A 19,222-nucleotide genomic window follows, 5' to 3' on the forward strand; every position below is an offset into this window, starting at 1 on the left:
GTTAGTAACAAAGAACGAGCTTGCCGAGTCAGCACCAGCGCTTTAATCGCTGGGCAGGCTCGACAAGCTCGATCTCGTCTACGGGTCTTACTACTTGATCGAGCCACCTGCTGCGACGATCTTCTGCTCTGCTGAGCGGGAGACCTTATCGACTGCAACAGTCAGCTTAACCGCAATGTCACCATTGCCGAGAACCTTGACCTTCTCGTTGTCGCGAACGGCACCCTTGGCGACCAGTGAAGCGATGGTTACATCGCCGCCGGTCGGGTACAGCTCGGCGAGGCGCTCCAGGTTTACAACCTGGTACTCGACGCGGAACGGGTTCTTGAACCCGCGCAGCTTCGGGGTGCGCATGTGCAGCGGCATCTGCCCACCCTCGAAGCCGATACGCACGGTGTAACGCGCCTTGGTGCCCTTGGTTCCACGACCCGCGGTCTTACCCTTGGATCCTTCACCACGGCCAACGCGCTGCTTGTCCTTCTTCGATCCGGGCGCGGGACGAAGGTGGTGCACCTTCAGTACCTGCGGACGGACCTCAGTGGGCTCAGTCGGCGCGGCGGCCTTCTTAGCGGCAACAGTCTTGGCCGGAGCCTTGGCTGCAGCAGCCTTCGTGGTCGTCGCCTTGGGGGCGGCGGCCTTCTTAGCGGCGGGCTTGGTTGCTACCTTCTCGGTAGCTTCCTTCTCGTCAGCCATTAGTCAATCTCCTCGACCTTCACAAGGTGAGCAACGGTGTTGACGTAGCCACGGTTCTGCGAGTTGTCCTCGCGGATCGTGACGGCGCCAATGCGACGCAGGCCCAGGCTGCGCAGTGTGTCGCGCTGGTTCTGCTTCTCACTAATTTTGGACTTGATCTGCGTAATCTTCAGCTGAGCCATTAGGCACCTGCCTTCGCGCTTGCGGCGGCTGCTGCTGCAGCCGCGTCGGCACGCAGAAAACGGGCCGGAGCCACGTCTTCGTAGGGAAGGCCACGGCGAGCCGCGACTGCACGAGGCTCTTCGAGCTGGTGCAGGGCCTCCACCGTGGCGTGCACGATGTTGATGGTGTTCGACGAACCGAGCGACTTGCTCAGAACGTCGTGGATGCCGGCGCATTCGAGTACGGCGCGCACCGGGCCACCGGCGATAACGCCGGTACCTGCTGCGGCCGGACGGAGAAGAACGACTCCGGCAGCTGCTTCACCCTGAACGGGGTGCGGGATGGTCAGGCCGACGCGGGGAACGCGGAAGAAGTTCTTCTTCGCTTCCTCGACGCCCTTGCTGATTGCGGTCGGGACCTCGCGGGCCTTACCGTAACCAACGCCTACCAGGCCGTTACCGTCTCCGACGACGACCAGAGCGGTGAAGCTGAAGCGACGACCACCCTTGACGACCTTGGAAACACGGTTGATCGTGACGACGCGCTCGAGGAACTGGCTCTTCTCGGCGTCACGGCTTCCGCGCTCACGGTTCGGGCTGCGCTCACGGCCACCACGGCGAGCCTCACGAGGCTCGTTCTGCGGCGGCGTGGTCGAAGCTGCGGTTTCCACCGGAACTTCAGTGACGACGTCAGCTTCCTTCGCTGCTGCGGTGCTACTGGATTCAGTGCTCACAGGTCCAACCCTCCCTTTCGGGCTCCTTCGGCGATGGCTGCGACGCGTCCTGCGTACTTGCTGCCACCACGGTCAAATACGACGGCTTCGATACCGGCGGCTTTGGCGCGCTCGGCGACGAGCTCGCCGACCTTGTGCGCCTTGGCGGTCTTGTCACCATCGAAGGTGCGCAGACCGGTTTCGAGAGTCGACGCCGACGCGAGGGTGAAACCCTTGCTGTCGTCAACGACCTGCACGAATACGTGGCGAGCCGAGCGGGTGACGACGAGACGCGGACGAAGCGCGGTCCCCTCGATCTTCTTGCGAAGACGTGCGTGCCTGCGTCCGCGGGCAGCCGACTTGCTTTTTCCTCTAGTTCCGAGACCCATGGTTACTTACCACTCTTTCCGGCCTTGCGGCGAACAATCTCGCCGGCGTAACGCACACCCTTACCCTTGTAGGGCTCAGGCTTGCGAATCTTACGGATGTTTGCGGCAACCTCACCGACGGCCTGCTTGTCGATACCGCTGACCGTGAGCTTGTTAACGCCCTCGACGGTCAGGGAGATACCAACGGGCGGCTCAATGAGGACCGGGTGCGAGAAGCCAAGGGCGAACTCAACGGAGGTGCCCTTCTGCGCAACGCGGTAACCGGTACCGACGATCTCGAGTCCCTTGGTGTAACCCACGGTGACGCCGATGATCTGGTTGGCGATCAGGGTACGGGTCAGTCCGTGCAGCGAACGCGAAGCGCGCTCGTCGTCGGGACGCGTGACCAGAACCTGGCCATCGGTGACCTGAACCTCGATGGGGTTGGCGACGGTGAGCGCGAGCTCACCCTTCGGACCCTTGACGCTAACGGCCTGGCCGTTAGCTTCGACCGTGACACCCGCGGGGATCTCGATCGGAAGTCTTCCAATACGTGACATTGTCGGCTACCACACGTAGGCGAGAACTTCTCCGCCTACGCCCTTCTTCTCAGCCTGGCGGTCGGTGAGCAGACCGCTGGAGGTGGACAGGATGGCAACGCCGAGGCCGCCGAGAACCGTGGGGATCTCAGTCGACTTTGCGTACACGCGCAGGCCGGGCTTGGAAACCCGCTTGATGCCGACGATGGAACGCTCGCGGTTGGGGCCGAACTTGAGGTTCAGCGTGAGGGTCTTTCCGACCTCTGCATCCTTGACATCCCAGGCAGAGATGTAACCCTGTGCCTTGAGGATGTCTGCGATGTGCGCCTTGAGCTTGCTGTGCGGCATCGACACTGTGTCGTGGTACGCCGAGTTAGCGTTGCGCAGTCTGGTCAGCATATCTGCGACCGGATCTGTCATTGTCATTTGTGGTGCCTTTCTCGCCTGGTTTCGTGCACCCGTTACACGGATGACGACCTGTGGTGGTGGAGGGGGCCGAACGGTTGTCCGGCCCCCGGGGTAAAGCTAGTTTAGGAGTTCTCGGCCGTCTTGAACGGGAAGCCGAGCGCCTTGAGCAGCGCGCGACCCTCGTCGTTGTTCTTGGCGGTCGTCACAACAGTGATGTCCATACCGCGAACACGGTCGATCCGGTCCTGGTCGATCTCGTGGAACATGACCTGCTCCGTGAGACCGAACGTGTAGTTGCCGGCGCCGTCGAACTGCTTGTCCGAGAGGCCGCGGAAGTCGCGGATACGGGGCAGGGCGAGGCTGAGCAGCCGGTCGAGGAACTCCCACATGCGGTCGCCACGAAGTGTGACGTGCGTGCCAATGGGCTGTCCTTCACGCAGTTTGAACTGCGCGATGGACTTGCGTGCCTTGGTGACCTGCGGCTTCTGGCCGGTGATCTTGGTGAGGTCGGCGACGGCGCCATCCATGATCTTGCCGTCGCGTGCTGCCTCGCCGACACCCATGTTGACGATGATCTTCGTCAGGTTGGGTACCTGGTGGACGTTGGTGAAACCCAGGTCCTTGGCGAGCTGCAGGGAGATCTCTTCGCGATACTTCTGCTTGAGACGCGGCAGAACGACGGGCTTTGCGCCCTCGGTTGCGATGTCAGTCATTAGAGGTCCTTACCTGACTTCTTGGCGTAACGAACGCGGACCGTCTTGGTGACGCCGTCCTTCGTTACCTCTTCGAGACGGAACCCGACCTTGGTCGGCTTCTTGGTCTCCGGGTCGACGAGCGCGACGTTGGAAGCGTGAATCGATGCTTCCACAGTCTCGATGCCGCCGGTCTTGGAGCCGCGCTGGGTCTGGCCGACGCGAACGTGCTTCTTGACGAAGTTGATTCCTTCGATCAGGACGCGGTTCTTCTCGACCTGTACCTCGAGCACACGACCCTGCTTGCCACGGTCTCCGCCGCGAGCCTGGGTGCGGCCGGTGATGACCTCTACGAGGTCACCCTTCTTGATTCTGGCCATGATTTAGATAACCTCCGGTGCCAACGAAATGATCTTCATGAACTTCTTGTCGCGGAGTTCGCGACCGACCGGTCCGAAGATACGGGTACCACGGGGGTCTCCGTCAGCCTTCAAGATCACTGCGGCGTTCTCATCGAACTTGATGTACGAGCCGTCTGGACGACGGGTCTGCTTTTTGACGCGAACGATGACGGCTTTGACGACGTCACCCTTCTTGACGTTGCCGCCCGGGATGGCGTCCTTGACGGTGGCGACGATAACGTCACCCAGTCCGGCGTAACGACGGCCGGAGCCACCGAGAACGCGGATCGTCAACAGGACCTTGGCACCGGTGTTGTCGGCAACTTTGAGTCGTGATTCTTGCTGAAGCACTTTCTAACTCCTTCTATCAAGTAAGCGCGAGGCTTACTTGGCCTTCTCGAGAATCTCGACCAGGCGGAAGCGCTTGGTAGCGCTCAGCGGGCGAGTTTCGCTGATCAGGACCAGGTCGCCGACGCCGGCGGTGTTCGCCTCGTCGTGAACCTTCAGCTTGGACGTACGGCGGATGACCTTGCCGTACAGGGGGTGCTTCACGCGGTCTTCGACCTCGACAACGATGGTCTTATCCATCTTGTCGCTGGTCACGTAACCACGCATCGTCTTGCGGTAGCCGCGCACGAGAGCCTCGGCGGGGACGACCGTTTCGTCAGTCTTCGCCATGATTAGGCCTCCTTCGTCTCGACGGCGTCAGCCTCGGGAGCATCCGTGGATGCGTCCTTGGCCTTGGCCTTCTTGGTCGTCTTCTTCTCAGCCTTGGCCGGAGCCTCGACTGCGACGGGAGTGGCACGAATGCCCAGCTCGCGCTCACGGAGAACCGTGTAGATGCGTGCAATGTCCCGCTTGACCGCGCGAAGGCGGCCGTGGCTTTCGAGCTGGCCGGTGGCCGACTGGAAGCGCAGGTTGAACAGCTCTTCCTTGGCCTTCTTCAGCTCGTCGAACAGTCGTTCGTTTTCAAAGGTGTCGAGCTCGACTGAGGCGAGCTCCTTGGATCCGATCGCCATTATGCGTCGCCCTCCTCGCGCTTGATGATGCGTGCCTTGAGGGGCAGCTTGTGAATTGCACGGGTGAGCGCTTCGCGAGCAACGGTGTCAGAGACACCGGAAAGCTCGAAGAGCACGCGGCCCGGCTTGACGTTCGCGACCCACCACTCGACCGAACCCTTACCGGAACCCATGCGGGTTTCGGCAGGCTTCTTGGTGAGCGGGCGGTCCGGGTAGATGTTGATCCAGACCTTGCCGCCACGCTTGATGTGACGCGTCATGGCGATACGAGCGGACTCGATCTGACGGTTGGTCACGTACGCGGGGGTGAGGGCCTGAATGCCATACTCGCCGAACGAAACAGTGGTACCACCGGTTGCGTGGCCGGTACGGCCGGGGTGGTGCTGCTTGCGGTGCTTAACTCTGCGGGGAATCAACATTATTTAGCCTCAACTCCTGCTGCAACCGGAGCCGCGCCCTCTGCGCGAGGCGCACGGCGGGGACGGTCGTCACGACGCTCGGGGCGGGACGACTTAGCGTTGGCCTGCTCACGAGCGAGTTCCTTGTTGGTGATGTCGCCCTTGTAGATCCAGACCTTCACGCCGATGCGGCCGAAGGTGGTCTTGGCTTCGTAGAAGCCGTAGTCGATGTTCGCGCGCAGGGTGTGCAGCGGCACACGACCTTCGCGGTAGAACTCCGAACGGCTCATCTCAGCGCCACCGAGACGACCGGACACCTGGATGCGAACACCCTTGGCGCCGGCGCGCTGGGCGCCCTGCAGGCCCTTACGCATCGCGCGGCGGAAAGCCACACGAGCGGAGAGCTGCTCTGCAATGCCCTGCGCGACGAGCTGTGCATCCTGCTCGGGGTTCTTGACCTCGAGGATGTTCAGCTGGATCTGCTTGGCGGTGAGCTTTTCAAGGTCGGACCGGATGCGCTCTGCTTCCGCGCCGCGACGACCGATCACGATGCCCGGACGGGCGGTGTGAATGTCGACACGGACACGATCGCGGGTGCGCTCGATCTCGATGCGGGACACGCCGGCGCGGTCGAGGCTGGTGCTCAACAGGCGGCGGATCTTGACGTCTTCAGCGACGAAGTCGCTGTAACGCTGGCCCGGCTTCGTGCTGTCAGAGAACCAACGCGACACGTGGTCGGTCGTGATTCCCAGACGGAAGCCATACGGGTTTACTTTCTGACCCATTACTTCGTACCCTCCTCAGGAGTGGCGAGCACAACAGTGATGTGGCTCGTACGCTTCTTGATCTGGAATGCGCGACCCTGTGCGCGGGCCTGGAAACGCTTGAGCGTCGTGCCCTCGTCGACGAATGCCTGGGAGATGAACAGATCCTGTTCGTCCAGGAACTCGTTCGCAGCATCGGCCTTGACCCGTGCGTTCGCGATGGCCGATTCGACCAGCTTGTACACGGGGTCGGACGCGCCCTGCGGCGCGAACTTGAGAATTCCCAGCGCTTCGTGCGCCTGCTTGCCACGAATCAGGTTGACAACGCGACGGGCCTTCTGGGCGGTAACGCGGATGTGACGCACGCGTGCGATCGACTCCACCATTTCTCCTCCTTCACGTCACCGCGTTAGCGGCGACGACCCTTCTTGTCATCCTTCACGTGACCACGGAAGGTGCGGGTGGGAGCAAACTCGCCGAGTTTGTGCCCAACCATGCTCTCGGTGACGAACACCGGGATGTGCTTGCGACCGTCGTGAACCGCGATGGTGTGCCCGAGCATGTCGGGGATGATCATCGAACGGCGCGACCAGGTCTTGATTACGTTCTTGCTTGAGGCTTCATTCGCCTTGACAACCTTGCGAAGCAGGTGGTCGTCAACGAAGGGGCCCTTCTTAAGACTTCTTGGCATCGTCTACTCCTACTTACGCTTCTTGCCGACGGTACGGCGACGAACAATGAGCTTGTCGCTTTCCTTGTTCGGGTGGCGGGTGCGCCCTTCCTTCTGGCCCCAGGGGCTGACGGGGTGACGTCCACCGGACGTCTTACCCTCACCACCACCGTGCGGGTGGTCGACCGGGTTCATGGCAACACCACGAACGGTCGGGCGAACGCCTTTCCAGCGCATCCGGCCGGCCTTGCCCCAGTTGATGTTCGACTGCTCGGCGTTGCCGACCTCACCGATCGTGGCGCGGCAGCGAGCGTCGACGTTACGGATTTCTCCGGACGGCAGGCGCAGCTGGGCGTAGATGCCATCCTTCGCGACCAGGCGAACCGACACTCCGGCGGAGCGGGCCAGCTTGGCGCCACCACCCGGACGGATCTCGATGGCGTGAATGATGGTACCGGTGGGGATGTTCTTCAGCGGCAGGTTGTTGCCGGGCTTGATGTCAGCACCGGCACCCGACTCGACGATGTCGCCCTGGTTCAGCTTGTTCGGCGCAATGATGTAGCGCTTGGAGCCGTCCATGAAGTGCAGCAGCGCGATGCGCGCCGTGCGGTTGGGGTCGTACTCAATGTGAGCGACCTTGGCGTTGACACCGTCTTTGTCGTTACGACGGAAGTCGATCACGCGGTACTGGCGCTTGTGGCCACCACCGATGTGACGCGTCGTGATGCGACCCTGGTTGTTACGACCACCGGTCTTGGACAGCGGACGAAGCAGCGACTTCTCGGGCGTCGAACGGGTGATCTCTGCGAAGTCCGCAACAGATGAACCGCGACGACCGGGGGTCGTGGGCTTGTACTTACGAATAGCCATTTCTTATTCCTCTAGTCCTGGCCGCTTAGCCGACGGCCGTGAAGATGTCGATGGAACCGGACTTGAGCGTGACGATGGCACGCTTGGTGTCCTTGCGCTTACCCATGCCGAACTTGGTACGGCGAGTCTTGCCGATGCGGTTCATGGTGTTGATCGACGCAACCTCAACCTTGAAGATCTTCTCGATCGCCAGCTTGATTTCGGTCTTGTTCGAACGCGGGTCCACGATGAAGGTGTACTTGCCCTCGTCGATCAGGCCGTAGCTCTTTTCAGAGACGACCGGAGCGATGATGACGTCGCGGGGGTCCTTTTGAATCGGGGTAGCCATTATGCGGACACCTCTTCCTTCTTGGTCTTGTGCGCCACGAACGCGTCAAACGCGCCCTTGGTGAAGACGATGTCGTCAGAGACGAGAACGTCGTAGGCATTCAGCTGGTCCCACGACAGCACGTGCACCGTCGGGAGGTTGCGGATGCTGCGGAGAGTCATCTCGTCGGTGCGCTCGAGAACGACCAGCACGTGCTTGCTGCTGGCGATCTGGGTGAGCAGCGTGATGGCGCCCTTGGTGCTGGGCGTCTCGGACGAGAACAGCGCGGTCACCACGTGCAGACGGTCACCACGGGCGCGGTCAGAGAGTGAACCCTTGAGCGCGGCGGCAATCATCTTCTTCGGGGTGCGCTGGTCGTAGCTGCGCGGGGTCGGTCCGTGGACGATGCCACCACCGGTCATCTGAGGGGCGCGGATCGAGCCCTGACGAGCGCGACCGGTTCCCTTCTGCTTGAACGGCTTGCGGCCGGCACCGGAAACTTCTCCGCGGCTCTTTACCTTGTGCGTTCCCTGGCGTGCGGCAGCGAGCTGCGCGACAACAACCTGGTGAATCAGCGGGATGTTGGTCTGGACGTCGAAGATTTCGGCGGGCAGCTCAACGGAGCCGGCCTTCTTGCCGTTGGCATCGATGAGGTCGAGTGCGGTAGCCATAGGACTACGCTCCCTTCACTGCGGTGCGGACGAATACGAGGCGGCCCTTGGCGCCGGGAACGGCACCCTTGACCAGAATGAGGCCCTTGTCGGCGTCGATCGCGTGAACCTTGAGGTTCAGCACGGTCACGCGCTCGCCACCCATACGACCGGCCATGCGCATGCCCTTGAAGACACGGCTGGGGGTCGAGGAGGCACCGATGGAACCGGGCTTGCGGTGGTTGCGGTGCGAACCGTGCGAAGCGGAAACACCCTTGAAGTTGTGACGCTTCATAACACCGGCGAAGCCCTTGCCCTTGGAAGTGCCCATGACGTCAACCTTGGTGCCGGCGACGAACACACCGTCAACGGTGAGCTCCTGGCCCAGGGTGTAGTCAGCGGCATCCGCGGTGCGGAGCTCGGTAACGTGACGGCGCGGCGTGACGCCGGCCTTCTCGAAGTGTCCTGCGGACGGCTTGTTCACCTTGCGGGGGTCGATGGCGCCAGAGGCAATCTGGACGCCGGCGTAGCCGTCGATGTCCTTCGTGCGGATCTGGGTGACGACGTTCGGCGAGATCTCGATGACGGTAACGGGAACAAGCTTGTTGTTCTCGTCCCACACCTGAGTCATGCCGAGCTTCTTGCCGAGGAGGCCCTTGGTGGTCTTGGTATCTGCGTACGACATCGCGGGCCCTAGAGCTTGATCTCGATGTTGACGTCTGCCGGGAGGTCGAGACGCATGAGCGAGTCGACGGCCTTCGGCGTCGGGTCAATGATGTCGATCAGACGCTTGTGGGTGCGCATTTCAAAGTGCTCCCGGCTGTCCTTGTACTTGTGAGGGGAACGGATGACACACACCACGTTCTTCTCGGTCGGAAGCGGCACGGGGCCGACAACGGTTGCACCCGCACGGGTGACGGTGTCGACGATCTTGCGCGCCGAGATGTCGATGACCTCGTGGTCATACGACTTAAGTCGAATGCGGATTTTCTGTCCCGCCATGTCGAACTCTCTTTCTTGTCAAGGCTTCTTACATCCCGAGGGCTGCATTGGACGCCGTAGTAGCACTGCTGCTATCGCACCACTGTTCATCTGTCAATTTCGATCCGGCCGGGAATCCGACCCTCTCGAGCCAACTCCCCCAGGCCGGGGCCTGGCGGATGACATGGTTTTACCCGGGCATCCAAGGAGTTGATTTAAGCTTCGTTCTGCTACCCGCGGCCTAACTCCGACCCTCAAGGGGCGAGCTATGCACTGCCTGGTAGTGATTCCGGTCTCGCGTGCAGCGCGATCCGAAAGTGTTGAACTAGAAGAGTCTGCCACAGGAATAGGTCATTGTGCAACCCGGGCGTGTCGCGTTGGGCGTGTCGCGCGATCCGCGTCGTTCCGCGGGAGTTCAGCTACGCCCCTCCGCTGCTCGAGCTGCTCGAGACCCCGGAATTCATCCGCTGGTCGAGCTTGTCGAGACCCCGTGTTTCTTTCGCTGGTCGAGCCTGTCAAGACCCCTCAGCCATCCGCCTAAACGGCACCCTCAGGAGTGACCACGGCACGCACCGTGCGCCACAGAATCAGGATGTCGGCCGTGAGCGACCAGTTCTCCACGTAGTACAGGTCCAGGCGAATACTGTCTTCCCAGCTGAGGTTCGACCGGCCGCTGACCTGCCAGAGCCCACTCATGCCCGGCTTCATGATCAGCCGGCGGTGCGCGGCATCGTCGTAGAGGGCCACTTCGGCGGCGCGCTGCGGCCGCGGACCCACCAGGCTCATCTCACCGAAGAGCACGTTGAACAGCTGCGGCAGCTCATCGATGGAGTATTTGCGCAGGATCTGGCCGATCGGGGTGATGCGTGGGTCGTTGGTGACCTTGAAGAGCGGAGTGTCCGAGGTGCCCTGTGCGTCGAGCAGGCTCTCCAGCTGGTCGTCGGCATCCTGCACCATGGAGCGGAACTTGTACATGCCGAACGTGGCGCCGTGCCGGCCGATGCGTTCCTGCCGGTAGACGATGTTGCCGGGGCTGGACCGCTTGACCGCGATGGCCACCCAGATGAGGCCAGGCGAGCTGAGCAGAATGAGCAACGCCGAACCGACGATGTCGAAGGTGCGCTTGGTCACCCGTTTCGCGCCCTCGAACTGCGGGTAGCTCACATGGATAAGCGGCATACCGGCCACGGGTCGTGAATGGATGCGCGGTCCGGCAATGTCGGTGAGTGCCGGCGCCACAATCAGCTCCACGTCGCGGGCCTCGAGCTCCCAGCCCACCCGGCGCATGTCCTCGGGGGCGATGTCGTCGGCACCGGTGAGGATCACGGTGTCGGCGTGGGTCTCGTCCACGGCGGTGAGTAGATCCGCGTAGTCCCCCGAGATTGGAACCCCGTTGATCGGTCCCTCGCTGAGGCTACCTTCCCGCGTGAGAGCGCCCACGAGCAGCAGCCCGGAGCCGGGCGTGCGGGCGATGGTGGTCGCCACATGGGCGGACTTCCGCCGCTCGCCCATAAGCAACGCCCGGGAGAGATAGAAACCTCTGGCCTGGCGCCTACGCAGCCACTGGCGCCAACGCCACCGCGTGCCGATCAACAGCGCCAGGCCCAGAGGCAGCGCCAAGAGGAAGTAGCCCCGTGCAACTTCGATCTTCAAGAGGTAGGCGATAATCGCGAAGAGGCCGAAGAGGCGGATGGTCGCATCGGCGACCCGCTTGTATTCGAGCGTGCCGCTGCCGATCACCTTGTGGTCCCGAGTGGCAAACACGTCGAGCATTATCATCCAGGCAACGACGAGAACAAGGGAAACGGCCGTGTAGCTGGCGCCGAGACTGAAGGGCTGTGGGGCTTCCACCTCCACGGTTTCGAGACCGAACCAGATGAACTGAGATCCGAACACCGCAGCCAGAACGACGACGATGTCGGTGCTGAACAGCCGCACCGCATAGGCGCGCTGCCAGGATCTGCGCCGCAACACCCCCGCGGTGCGTGTATCGCCGATTGCCATTCATTTCCCCCATCAGAATGCACGCCTGACCCCAGAAATGGTGTTTTCGGACGTGCCTGTTTTCATCGTTCCACAGTTTTTGACTTCCCAGCCCTTTCTCAGGCCCCTTGTGTGCACCCCATTGTGGGGCCATTGATTCCTGAAGCGCACCCGGTTCCCGACCCCCACATCGCTCCTCCCCTAAGGTGAGACCTGTGAATTCCCGAGTATCCGAGCGCACGTCGTCCCGCCCTCCGCGCGCGGACGTCCGTCACCGTCGTCGTAAGTCCGTCGCGAAGCGACGGGTGAAGGTCGGCCTCGTGATTGCAGGAGTACTCGTGCTTGCGTCGGTCACGTGGCTTGCCACGCGCGTGCTCGTGGTCAAGACGGATTTGGAAGCGTCCCAAGCGCTCGTCGACCAGTTACAAGCAGAGATCGGTAGCGGGGATTTCACCACTCTGACCGCAACGAGTACCGAACTGCAGGAAAAGTCCGCGAGCGCTGCGGCTGGAACCCGCGACCTGACCTGGCGCGCCGCCGAGGTAGTTCCGTTCGTCGGCGAGAATCTCCGGGCCGTCCGTGCCGTATCCGAGAGCATTGACGCGATTGTCCAAGAAGTGGCCGCGCCCGCGGTCGAACTCGTTGCGAGCTATGACATCACCGCCAGAGACCCAGTCACGGGTGGATTCGACATTACGCCCCTCGAGGACGTGAAAGTCATCGCTGCAACCGCTCAGACGGTATTCGAGGAGTCGTTGGTAAGAATGGCTACAGTCGACGCATCCGCGACCGTTGGACCCGTTTCAGCCGCGGTGACGAAGGTAGAAGACCTCCTGGGCAAGGCCAACTCTGCCATCACAAGTGCCGCACCATTGTTGCAATTAGCGGGTCCTGCCCTTGGGGCAGAAGGGCCTCGAATGTACTTGCTGGCCTTCCAGAACAATGCAGAGAGCACAGCCCTTGGAGGCAGCGCTGCCTCATACACCCTCATCAACGTTGACAAGGGCGCAATTTCGATAGCCGCGCAGGGTGCCGGCAGCCAGGATTTGGTTGAGGGGACGAGACTGGATGTGCCCGTCGATCAAAGCGCGATCGACCTGTTTACTGATTACCTCGTTCGTTACCCAAACACATCGACAAGTCGCCCCGACTTTCCGACAGCGGCCGAGTTGATGCGAGCCTACTGGATCCGGGACAAGGGACTCACGGCGAATGGCGTGATCTCAATTGATCCTCTCGCGTTGGCGCGCATTCTCACCGCCACTGGGCCAATCGACCTCCCCAGCGGCGATGTCCTGTCCAGCGAAAACGCTGTCAGCTTGCTCGTCCACGACGTGTACTACCGCTTCGATTCCTACCAAGAGCCGGAAAAGATCGACGCCTTCTTCCAGTCCGCGGCATCCGCCATCCTCAACAAGGTGATCAGCGGCGAGTTCGACATGAATGCGATGATCTCGGCCGTCGCTGACGGAGTAAACCAAGGAAGCATTCTGGCCTGGAGCGCTGACCCAACGGAACAGCAGGCCTTGGACGGTACTCGGATCCAGGGGGTGCTGCCCAAAGACAACGCCGCGAACACTGCCATTGGCGTTTACTACCAAGACACCTCCGCGTCGAAGATGGACTACTTTCTAGAGACCGCAACCATGACTACAAGCGACATCTGCGCTGCGGGCCCAAACCCAAACTTCAGCACGTCGGTGACGTTGCATTCCAATTTGACGGCTGATGAGGCGGACGCACTCCCCGAGTACGTCTCGAGCGGAAACTACGGCCCACAGCTGACGAGCACAAAGGTCTTCGTGTACGGCCCTGTTGGAGCAACGCTCGTAGACGCCCGGGTTGACGCTGCTGGCCATGACACCACAGTGAACGCTTCCGGGAACGACCTGGGGCGGCCCGTAGCATCGTTCACTGCGTATCTTGCCCCTGGGGAGTCGAGTACGGTCACTGTCTCGTTCACGGGCGCAGAAGGTGGATACGGACCTCTTGAGGTCCGGGGCACCCCGATGATCCATGCCACAACCCAGTCGGTTGAGCCTGCCTGCGGCTAGGGCCCTTTCCTCCCGGTCTTTGCTGCCGACTGTTCTTGAAAGAGCCTCCTGATCACACCATTCAGGTATCTGGCCCGGTCACCGTGACTGATAGGTTCGACTCATCAACGAAGCCTCAGCCGGTGACCAGAATCACCGCCGGCTGACCGCCACACGTCCAGCCGATGCCACGGCGCAGGAAGGACTGTGTCGCGGAAAACGCCCCATGTCGGCGTTCTGCGACAAGCATCGTTACACCTTAGGACTGACAAATGAAACGAATTCTCTGGGCAACAGCGACCGTGGGGCTCAGCTCCATCATGGTGGTTGTCCTTGGGGCAGTCCGCTCCAAGTTCATCGCGCTCGAAGTCGGAGCGCCCGGCGTCGGCTTGCTCGGGATTCTCACTTCAGCAGCGAACTTCGGCGTAGTCCTCTTCAGCCTGGGGATGAACACCAGCGGCATCCAGGCCACGGCCGCAGCCGCAGCCGATGCCGTCAAGTTTCAGCGAGTAAAGTCCGCGCTCCTAATAGCGTCGAGCTGGTTCGGCGGGCTTGGCGGGTTGGTTGTAGTTCTGCTCGGGCTCCTGCTCGGCGGCCTCCTCCTCCCCGGTGACGCAGACCCTGCAACCATTGTGGCCCTTGGGATAGCCCTCGCCGCAATGGTGATCTCAGGAGCCCAGATCGCGCTCTTGAACGGAATGGGCCGCGTCAAATCACTGGCGATCTGCAACACTTTTGGCGCCCTCGTGGGAACTGTGGCGACCATCGGAGCACTTCAGGTTTCGGGGCAGGCGGGTATCATCGCCGCCCTCGCGGCTGCGCCCCTCGCCACTCTGGCGTGCAGTTCCTGGTTCGTTTTCCGCGAGCCCAAGACGCCGTCCCGGCCCACGCGCAGTCAATGGTGGCCGGAGCTGAGGGGCTTGGTCACATTAGGTGGAGTTGTCATGCTTGGCCTGCTCCTCACGAGCGGCACACAGCTGGCTATCCGCGTGTGGCTTGAGCAGAGCCAGGGCCTCACCGCAGCAGGGCATTTCCAGGCCGCCTGGACGATCACGAGCATGTATCTCGGCTTCGTACTCACGGCTCTCGCGGTTGAATATTACCCGCGCATCAGCGCACAGATCGAAGATCTTCGTAGCCTGAACAAGAGCGTCGACGATCAAGTCCGCATCGCCTTGCTCCTAGGCGGCCCCGTCCTACTCTGGATGATCGTGCTGTCGCCGGTGGTACTGCACCTGCTATATGCGGAGGATTTTCAAGCTGCAACGGGGATCCTTCGATTGCAGCTCTTCGGCGATATCTTCAAGATCGTCGGCTGGGCAGTGGCTTTCCTCCTTCTCGCACGTAAGGCTCGCGGGGCCTTCTTCATCGGCGAGTTGAGCTTCAACGTCGGATATTTGGCTCTCGGAATTCCTATCGCTTCCCGGGGCGGACTCAGCGGGCTCGGCGTCGCCTATGTGGGCGCATACGCGCTCTACGTAGTGGTCGTCCTCATCCTCGCGTATCGCGAGACGGGATTCGCGCTTCGTCGCGCCACCTGGATACTGATCCTTGGCTTGCTCGTCGGAGGCGCCGTCACGATGTGGGGCTTGGAGTCGGACACTACCGCGGGCCTTATCATCGGCATCGCAGTCGCCGCGATCACTTCCACAGCCGCCGTTGCCGGGCTGTATCGGTTACGGGCAATGGAACGTCAAGCCGAGAAAGAGGAAGCCCTCCTTGTCTAATCCTGTTACCGATTCTCCTCGCGCGTACGCCGCTGAGAACCGCATCACATTCGATGGGCTCATTGAGGACGCATCTCGCGCCATCGAAAAGTCCCGCTTTCGTAGCGCTGCCGTCTCGTTGCAATCTGCCGCGAGGTTTGCCTGGTACAACCATCCGGGTATGTTCCGGAGTGTGAAACTGGAGGCGTTGGCTGCACAGTTAGGCGAACACCTCCCTCCGTCGCACGGGATGGGCGTGGAGCTTAAGGGTCATGTCGTGCATGTGCTTTCGCAGGCCTATTCAGCGGGCGGCCACACAAGGTTGGTGTGGCGATGGATTGAGAACGACACCACCCGCATCAATTCCGTAGTTCTCACTGGGCAGCAAGGTATCCCCGTGCCGCACCAGCTGGCAGACGCAGTGGCGGCGTCAGGGGGCCACATCGTCTCGCTTGGAGAGACGTCGAGCAGTCTCCTCATTCGTGCTGCTGAGCTGCGGCGCATTTCAGAGACCGGCGCGGACACGATAGTGCTGCATGTGCACCCTTACGACATTGTGCCGTCAATCGGCCTAGTCAACGTTTCTGCCCGCATCGTATTTCTCAACCATGCAGATCACGTCTTTTGGATTGGCGGCTCGATAGCCGATATGGTGGCTGACATCAGGCCGGCAGGTCAAAAGCTGTCGATTGCAGAACGGAATCTGCCCGGGGCACTATCGGCCATCCTGCCGATCCCCCTCACTACTCCCCCTCACGCCGACAAACGAGTAGCGCGTGATCTTCTCGGCATTGCACAGGATGCGGTTGTGATTATTTCCATCGCATCGGGCTATAAGTACGGAGCATCGCTCGGACACCACTTCATAGACATCCACCGGGAATTCGTTCTGGCGCATCCGGAGGTGGTTCTACGAGTCATTGGACCGGCGTCGGATGGGCGATGGCAGGCCATTAGCGACGAAACCGGCGGGCGGCTCAGAGCCGTCGGGATGGTTCAGGGACTTGAATCCTATTACGCCGCGGCTGACATTTATGTCGACTCAATCCCGTTTGCGTCGTTGACGTCGCTCCTGGATGCTGCCGTGAGAGGCGTCCCCGTCTTAGCGCTAAGCGAGACGGGTGCTGACTCTGTGCTCACCTCAAATGACCTCTCCCTCATGGGCAAGAATGTGCACTACTCAGACCGGAAAGCTTATATCCGCGCCCTTGAAGCACTTACGACCGGGCCGGACGAACGTCGACGGCAAGGTGAAGCGACTCGAAAGTCGGTTGTCGAGGATCACCTCTCACCTGGTTGGAACAGGCACCTTCGCCGAATCTTTGAGAGTCCGGCCACGTCGTCTGATTCTGCAGCCGAAGCACTCGCGCGAAATAGCATGCCAACCTATGGGTTTAGCGAGTTGGAGGAAGCGCTCGTCGACTTCCAATACGCGTCGGGGTTAGCTGAGCCACTGTGGGCGTCCCGGCTGCGTGACGCGCCGTACATGCTCGTTTGGGACCGGGCACGGTTGCTGATGTCCGTCCCCTCTGGGCACCGCCTGGGCGCCCTGAAATTCATGATCCCCGACGCGTGGCGTTCTAAGATGAAAATGCGACTGGCACGACTCACCAGCCTTGCACACCGCGGCGGACGTCGGTTGAATCGCGGTACGACCGGTAGGTCGCGTTAGTCAGCAGCAGCCACCGCTGCGGGATTCCGTCGGCGATTCAGTGAGCGCTGAAACGTTCCGCTCCAATATGCCACCCCACGGCCAGGGCTCCAATCTTTGAGGGTGAGAGCAGTCTTCTCGATCAGGTGCCAGCTCACCCACTCACACACGAACGCCATCAGAAGGCTGACCGCAGTGTACGGAAGGTAGCCCCAGTGATGCCACCCGAAGAAGGCAGCTAGCTGTTGCATCGGCCATCCCCAAAGGTACAAGGCGTAGGAATAGTCATTCTTGCGCCCAACTGCCTGGAAGGGCTGAGGAAGCACTACCGCGAGCCATGCGAGGGCATATGTCATTGCGGGGACGCCAAATACGTGGAAGCCACCTTCCCGCAGCGTCAGCAGCACCACGACAATGAAGGCGATCCCGAAACCGTGCGTGAACGGCACCCGATCCGAGTACAGGGCAAGCGTGGCTCCGCAGAGGAACACGAACACCAAACGGATAACCATTTGATCTCCGAGCAACGGCATAATGACGCCGACGGACCCGAGGGTGATTATATCTGCGACCTGGAAGACTGCAAATAGTCCGGTGAGCGCTGGAACGAGTACTAGCGCTTTTGTCAGCGCACCGACGAACGCCAGCCCACCGATGAGGACGTAGCACCACCATTCGTAGACGATGGTCCAGATCGAACCGTTGACGCTGGTGAATGGATTGGTGCTGTCAAAGATGTCGTAGATGTTCCACTGATTGATCAGGAGGGTCCAAATTCCGGCAAGGTACCCCGCTGGCCCTCAGGGTCCATCGTGAAGTAGGTCGCGAGGCTGTGCCCCGTCATCGTCCACACGGCGCGCGCGAGTACCCCAGCGACGACCAGTAGTGCGCACCAGTATGCCGGAAAGATCCGGAGCAAACGGCGCCAAAAGAACTGCATGACATCCGCACGCAACGCGCTTGCGGTGACTGCGTAGCCACTGATCGCAAGGAAGCCCAGAACAGCGAATGTCCCGGCGTGCGTTTGTCCACCTGTCCATCGCAGCGATGGGTCGCCTCCGAAGCCTCCCAGCGTGAATGAGTGGGAGAGGACCACGAGCGCTGCCAACGCGAGGCGGATGGCACCGAATAAGTTGTTGCGCCCGTCCAGCGCCCTACCGATTTTCACATCGCTCCCAAGTTTGCGCACGGTGGTTAATGATTGCTAGGGCCGCACGAGGTCGACGAGCTGGACTTCTTCCTGGAACTCGGAATACGTACGGATGTAGTCGGCTCCGTCATACGGGAGCGAAGCGAAGACCGCCAGAACGGCGTCTGGGCTGTAGGCGTATTGCGTGCCCCAAGTCATGGCCGGCATGTACAACCCAAAGCTGGGGCTGTCGAGCATGAACTCCTCGCGGGTAGATCCATCGTCGACGATTGCCCTCACCGAGCCCTTTAGGCAGACGAGGAATTGCTCACACTGGCGATGAGCGTGTTCGCCTCTCACATCGCGTGACGGCACATCGAAGACTGTGAAGAATCGCTGAGGCGTGAACGGCAGGTCATCGGCGAATTCCGCAACCACCAGGCTGCCTCGCATGTCCGTAGCCTTCCTCAACGCCACAAGGGCGCTCCCAAGCGCGGGCACTTCAGCCTCACGCCTTGCATCGATACGCGGCGCACTCATTCGCTTACCCGTGGAGTCGGCATACCCGGTGATTCGTGCCGGATTCCCGACGACGATCGCAAATGGCGGTACATCGCGCGTGACAACTGCTCCAGCGCCAACCATCGCATTTTGTCCGATCCGAATGCCTGGAAGGATTACCGCTCCGCCGCCAATAGACGCCCGCTTCTCAACGATGGTGCGCGGGAACTCATCGGGGTACTGCTTACTCCGCGGAAACCGATCGTTCGTGAAGGTGGCGTTCGGCCCCACAAACACGTCATCGTGGAGTTCGATGCCATCCCACAATTGCACGCCGGACTTCACTGTCACCCTGTCACCCAAGACCACGTCATTTTCTACGAATACGTGGTCGTTGATGTTCACGTTTCGCCCGATCACCGCACCTGCAAGTACATGGGAAAATGCCCAGATCGTGGTGCCGTCTCCGACGGATTCTGTGTCGCAAATTCCCTGCGGGTGAACAAAAGGTGATGTCATGCGTGGGTGACCTATCTCGATTGTGGATTAGAGAGAATAAACCTGGCGACAGGGAAACTCATTGGC

27 protein-coding genes and 2 pseudogenes are annotated in these 19,222 nt (G+C 61.2%); 3 read left to right on the plus strand and 26 right to left on the minus strand.

Annotated elements, in window-relative coordinates; translation table 11 throughout:
* Positions 1-90 precede the first annotated feature (90 nt).
* The 21 genes from rplO to B7495_RS14375 form a co-directional block, all read right to left on the minus strand.
* Positions 91-693, minus strand: a complete 603-nt coding sequence (gene rplO / locus B7495_RS14275; protein WP_088457169.1) for a 50S ribosomal protein L15 — start codon at positions 691-693, stop codon at positions 91-93.
* The gene (rpmD, locus tag B7495_RS14280; protein WP_066597599.1) at positions 693-875 is read right to left on the minus strand and encodes a 50S ribosomal protein L30; all 183 of its coding nucleotides are present in this window, start codon (positions 873-875) and stop codon (positions 693-695) included. The genes rplO and rpmD overlap by 1 nt, the downstream gene beginning before the upstream one ends.
* Positions 875-1,588 (minus strand): 30S ribosomal protein S5, encoded by a 714-nt coding sequence (rpsE, locus tag B7495_RS14285; RefSeq protein WP_088457170.1) that lies wholly within the window; start codon positions 1,586-1,588, stop codon positions 875-877. Before rpsE ends, rpmD begins: the two co-directional genes overlap by 1 nt.
* On the minus strand, positions 1,585-1,956 hold the full coding sequence (rplR, locus tag B7495_RS14290; RefSeq protein WP_088457171.1) for a 50S ribosomal protein L18: 372 nt from the start codon (positions 1,954-1,956) through the stop codon (positions 1,585-1,587). Before rplR ends, rpsE begins: the two co-directional genes overlap by 4 nt.
* Positions 1,957-1,958: 2 nt before the next feature.
* Positions 1,959-2,495 carry a 50S ribosomal protein L6 gene (gene rplF, locus B7495_RS14295; RefSeq protein WP_088457172.1) on the minus strand — a complete coding sequence of 179 codons (537 nt, stop codon included), beginning with the start codon at positions 2,493-2,495 and terminating at the stop codon, positions 1,959-1,961.
* Between the two features lie 6 nt (positions 2,496-2,501).
* The gene (gene rpsH / locus B7495_RS14300) at positions 2,502-2,900 is read right to left on the minus strand and encodes a 30S ribosomal protein S8 (RefSeq protein WP_066597609.1); all 399 of its coding nucleotides are present in this window, start codon (positions 2,898-2,900) and stop codon (positions 2,502-2,504) included.
* A 104-nt stretch (positions 2,901-3,004) separates the two neighbouring features.
* Positions 3,005-3,595, minus strand: a complete 591-nt coding sequence (rplE, locus tag B7495_RS14305; RefSeq protein WP_088457173.1) for a 50S ribosomal protein L5 — start codon at positions 3,593-3,595, stop codon at positions 3,005-3,007.
* Positions 3,595-3,954: a 50S ribosomal protein L24 gene (gene rplX / locus B7495_RS14310; protein ID WP_088457174.1), complete on the minus strand. Its 360-nt coding sequence runs from the start codon at positions 3,952-3,954 to the stop codon at positions 3,595-3,597. The genes rplE and rplX overlap by 1 nt, the downstream gene beginning before the upstream one ends.
* Before the next feature lie 3 nt (positions 3,955-3,957).
* A complete protein-coding gene (rplN, locus tag B7495_RS14315) occupies positions 3,958-4,326 on the minus strand; it encodes a 50S ribosomal protein L14 (RefSeq protein WP_066597616.1) in 369 nt (122 codons plus the stop codon).
* A 33-nt stretch (positions 4,327-4,359) separates the two neighbouring features.
* On the minus strand, positions 4,360-4,653 hold the full coding sequence (rpsQ, locus tag B7495_RS14320; protein ID WP_088457175.1) for a 30S ribosomal protein S17: 294 nt from the start codon (positions 4,651-4,653) through the stop codon (positions 4,360-4,362).
* 2 nt (positions 4,654-4,655) lie between these two features.
* Entirely contained in the window at positions 4,656-4,994 is a 339-nt protein-coding gene (rpmC, locus tag B7495_RS19565; RefSeq protein ID WP_066597620.1) for a 50S ribosomal protein L29, read from the minus strand.
* Positions 4,994-5,413, minus strand: a complete 420-nt coding sequence (rplP, locus tag B7495_RS14330) for a 50S ribosomal protein L16 (RefSeq protein ID WP_066597622.1) — start codon at positions 5,411-5,413, stop codon at positions 4,994-4,996. The genes rpmC and rplP overlap by 1 nt, the downstream gene beginning before the upstream one ends.
* Positions 5,413-6,177: a 30S ribosomal protein S3 gene (rpsC, locus tag B7495_RS14335; protein WP_066597624.1), complete on the minus strand. Its 765-nt coding sequence runs from the start codon at positions 6,175-6,177 to the stop codon at positions 5,413-5,415. The genes rplP and rpsC overlap by 1 nt, the downstream gene beginning before the upstream one ends.
* Positions 6,177-6,542: a 50S ribosomal protein L22 gene (gene rplV / locus B7495_RS14340; RefSeq protein ID WP_066597626.1), complete on the minus strand. Its 366-nt coding sequence runs from the start codon at positions 6,540-6,542 to the stop codon at positions 6,177-6,179. The genes rpsC and rplV overlap by 1 nt, the downstream gene beginning before the upstream one ends.
* Positions 6,543-6,565: 23 nt before the next feature.
* The gene (gene rpsS / locus B7495_RS14345; RefSeq protein ID WP_066597628.1) at positions 6,566-6,847 is read right to left on the minus strand and encodes a 30S ribosomal protein S19; all 282 of its coding nucleotides are present in this window, start codon (positions 6,845-6,847) and stop codon (positions 6,566-6,568) included.
* 9 nt (positions 6,848-6,856) lie between these two features.
* Positions 6,857-7,696 carry a 50S ribosomal protein L2 gene (gene rplB, locus B7495_RS14350; protein WP_066597631.1) on the minus strand — a complete coding sequence of 280 codons (840 nt, stop codon included), beginning with the start codon at positions 7,694-7,696 and terminating at the stop codon, positions 6,857-6,859.
* A 25-nt stretch (positions 7,697-7,721) separates the two neighbouring features.
* On the minus strand, positions 7,722-8,024 hold the full coding sequence (gene rplW, locus B7495_RS14355; protein ID WP_088457176.1) for a 50S ribosomal protein L23: 303 nt from the start codon (positions 8,022-8,024) through the stop codon (positions 7,722-7,724).
* Positions 8,024-8,674 carry a 50S ribosomal protein L4 gene (gene rplD, locus B7495_RS14360; protein WP_088457177.1) on the minus strand — a complete coding sequence of 217 codons (651 nt, stop codon included), beginning with the start codon at positions 8,672-8,674 and terminating at the stop codon, positions 8,024-8,026. Before rplD ends, rplW begins: the two co-directional genes overlap by 1 nt.
* Positions 8,675-8,678: 4 nt before the next feature.
* Positions 8,679-9,338 (minus strand): 50S ribosomal protein L3, encoded by a 660-nt coding sequence (gene rplC / locus B7495_RS14365; protein WP_088457178.1) that lies wholly within the window; start codon positions 9,336-9,338, stop codon positions 8,679-8,681.
* Between the two features lie 8 nt (positions 9,339-9,346).
* Entirely contained in the window at positions 9,347-9,655 is a 309-nt protein-coding gene (rpsJ, locus tag B7495_RS14370; protein ID WP_035834607.1) for a 30S ribosomal protein S10, read from the minus strand.
* Between the two features lie 516 nt (positions 9,656-10,171).
* Positions 10,172-11,638 (minus strand): sugar transferase, encoded by a 1,467-nt coding sequence (locus tag B7495_RS14375; RefSeq protein ID WP_088457179.1) that lies wholly within the window; start codon positions 11,636-11,638, stop codon positions 10,172-10,174.
* 284 nt (positions 11,639-11,922) lie between these two features.
* Here B7495_RS14375 and B7495_RS14380 point away from each other — a divergent pair, with 284 nt between their 5' ends.
* The 3 genes from B7495_RS14380 to B7495_RS14390 all read left to right on the plus strand — a co-directional run bounded on the left by B7495_RS14380 (position 11,923) and on the right by B7495_RS14390 (position 17,028).
* Entirely contained in the window at positions 11,923-13,671 is a 1,749-nt protein-coding gene (locus B7495_RS14380) for a DUF4012 domain-containing protein (RefSeq protein ID WP_151199580.1), read from the plus strand.
* Positions 13,672-13,922: 251 nt separating this feature from the next.
* On the plus strand, positions 13,923-15,377 hold the full coding sequence (locus tag B7495_RS14385; RefSeq protein ID WP_088457181.1) for an oligosaccharide flippase family protein: 1,455 nt from the start codon (positions 13,923-13,925) through the stop codon (positions 15,375-15,377).
* On the plus strand, positions 15,370-17,028 hold the full coding sequence (locus tag B7495_RS14390) for a glycosyltransferase family 4 protein (protein WP_151199581.1): 1,659 nt from the start codon (positions 15,370-15,372) through the stop codon (positions 17,026-17,028). The genes B7495_RS14385 and B7495_RS14390 overlap by 8 nt, the downstream gene beginning before the upstream one ends.
* Here the strand turns inward: B7495_RS14390 and B7495_RS14395 are convergent.
* The 5 genes and pseudogenes from B7495_RS14395 to B7495_RS19695 all read right to left on the minus strand — a co-directional run.
* The gene (locus B7495_RS14395; protein WP_088457183.1) at positions 17,025-17,519 is read right to left on the minus strand and encodes a hypothetical protein; all 495 of its coding nucleotides are present in this window, start codon (positions 17,517-17,519) and stop codon (positions 17,025-17,027) included. The two genes, B7495_RS14390 and B7495_RS14395, sit on opposite strands and share 4 nt — an antisense overlap.
* 248 nt (positions 17,520-17,767) lie before the next feature.
* Positions 17,768-18,196: an acyltransferase family protein gene (locus B7495_RS19680; protein ID WP_121678499.1), complete on the minus strand. Its 429-nt coding sequence runs from the start codon at positions 18,194-18,196 to the stop codon at positions 17,768-17,770.
* A 15-nt stretch (positions 18,197-18,211) separates the two neighbouring features.
* Positions 18,212-18,676 carry an FdtA/QdtA family cupin domain-containing protein gene (locus B7495_RS19685; protein WP_370028285.1) on the minus strand — a complete coding sequence of 155 codons (465 nt, stop codon included), beginning with the start codon at positions 18,674-18,676 and terminating at the stop codon, positions 18,212-18,214.
* A gap of 30 nt (positions 18,677-18,706) precedes the next feature.
* Positions 18,707-18,811: pseudogene (locus B7495_RS19690) on the minus strand (isomerase); the annotation flags it as partial.
* Positions 18,812-19,057: 246 nt separating this feature from the next.
* Positions 19,058-19,156 (minus strand): annotated as a pseudogene (locus B7495_RS19695) (hypothetical protein); the annotation flags it as partial.
* Positions 19,157-19,222: the final 66 nt, after the last annotated feature.

It is taken from the genome of Cryobacterium sp. LW097 (assembly GCF_002205495.2).
Classification (GTDB): domain Bacteria; phylum Actinomycetota; class Actinomycetes; order Actinomycetales; family Microbacteriaceae; genus Cryobacterium; species Cryobacterium zongtaii.

What these genes read in the sequence shown, in the direction of transcription:
- rplO (WP_088457169.1), bottom strand. Translation starts at nt 693, where the DNA reads ATGGCTGACGAGAAGGAAGCTACCGAGAAGGTAGCAACCAAGCCCGCC.
- rpmD (WP_066597599.1), bottom strand. Translation starts at nt 875, where the DNA reads ATGGCTCAGCTGAAGATTACGCAGATCAAGTCCAAAATTAGTGAGAAG.
- rplR (WP_088457171.1), bottom strand. Translation starts at nt 1,956, where the DNA reads ATGGGTCTCGGAACTAGAGGAAAAAGCAAGTCGGCTGCCCGCGGACGC.
- rplF (WP_088457172.1), bottom strand. Translation starts at nt 2,495, where the DNA reads ATGTCACGTATTGGAAGACTTCCGATCGAGATCCCCGCGGGTGTCACG.
- rpsH (WP_066597609.1), bottom strand. Translation starts at nt 2,900, where the DNA reads ATGACAATGACAGATCCGGTCGCAGATATGCTGACCAGACTGCGCAAC.
- rplE (WP_088457173.1), bottom strand. Translation starts at nt 3,595, where the DNA reads ATGACTGACATCGCAACCGAGGGCGCAAAGCCCGTCGTTCTGCCGCGT.
- rplX (WP_088457174.1), bottom strand. Translation starts at nt 3,954, where the DNA reads ATGGCCAGAATCAAGAAGGGTGACCTCGTAGAGGTCATCACCGGCCGC.
- rpsQ (WP_088457175.1), bottom strand. Translation starts at nt 4,653, where the DNA reads ATGGCGAAGACTGACGAAACGGTCGTCCCCGCCGAGGCTCTCGTGCGC.
- rpmC (WP_066597620.1), bottom strand. Translation starts at nt 4,994, where the DNA reads ATGGCGATCGGATCCAAGGAGCTCGCCTCAGTCGAGCTCGACACCTTT.
- rplP (WP_066597622.1), bottom strand. Translation starts at nt 5,413, where the DNA reads ATGTTGATTCCCCGCAGAGTTAAGCACCGCAAGCAGCACCACCCCGGC.
- rpsC (WP_066597624.1), bottom strand. Translation starts at nt 6,177, where the DNA reads ATGGGTCAGAAAGTAAACCCGTATGGCTTCCGTCTGGGAATCACGACC.
- rplV (WP_066597626.1), bottom strand. Translation starts at nt 6,542, where the DNA reads ATGGTGGAGTCGATCGCACGCGTGCGTCACATCCGCGTTACCGCCCAG.
- rpsS (WP_066597628.1), bottom strand. Translation starts at nt 6,847, where the DNA reads ATGCCAAGAAGTCTTAAGAAGGGCCCCTTCGTTGACGACCACCTGCTT.
- rplB (WP_066597631.1), bottom strand. Translation starts at nt 7,696, where the DNA reads ATGGCTATTCGTAAGTACAAGCCCACGACCCCCGGTCGTCGCGGTTCA.
- rplW (WP_088457176.1), bottom strand. Translation starts at nt 8,024, where the DNA reads ATGGCTACCCCGATTCAAAAGGACCCCCGCGACGTCATCATCGCTCCG.
- rplD (WP_088457177.1), bottom strand. Translation starts at nt 8,674, where the DNA reads ATGGCTACCGCACTCGACCTCATCGATGCCAACGGCAAGAAGGCCGGC.
- rplC (WP_088457178.1), bottom strand. Translation starts at nt 9,338, where the DNA reads ATGTCGTACGCAGATACCAAGACCACCAAGGGCCTCCTCGGCAAGAAG.
- rpsJ (WP_035834607.1), bottom strand. Translation starts at nt 9,655, where the DNA reads ATGGCGGGACAGAAAATCCGCATTCGACTTAAGTCGTATGACCACGAG.
- B7495_RS14375 (WP_088457179.1), bottom strand. Translation starts at nt 11,638, where the DNA reads ATGGCAATCGGCGATACACGCACCGCGGGGGTGTTGCGGCGCAGATCC.
- B7495_RS14385 (WP_088457181.1), top strand. Translation starts at nt 13,923, where the DNA reads ATGAAACGAATTCTCTGGGCAACAGCGACCGTGGGGCTCAGCTCCATC.
- B7495_RS14395 (WP_088457183.1), bottom strand. Translation starts at nt 17,519, where the DNA reads ATGGTTATCCGTTTGGTGTTCGTGTTCCTCTGCGGAGCCACGCTTGCC.
- B7495_RS19685 (WP_370028285.1), bottom strand. Translation starts at nt 18,676, where the DNA reads ATGAGTGCGCCGCGTATCGATGCAAGGCGTGAGGCTGAAGTGCCCGCG.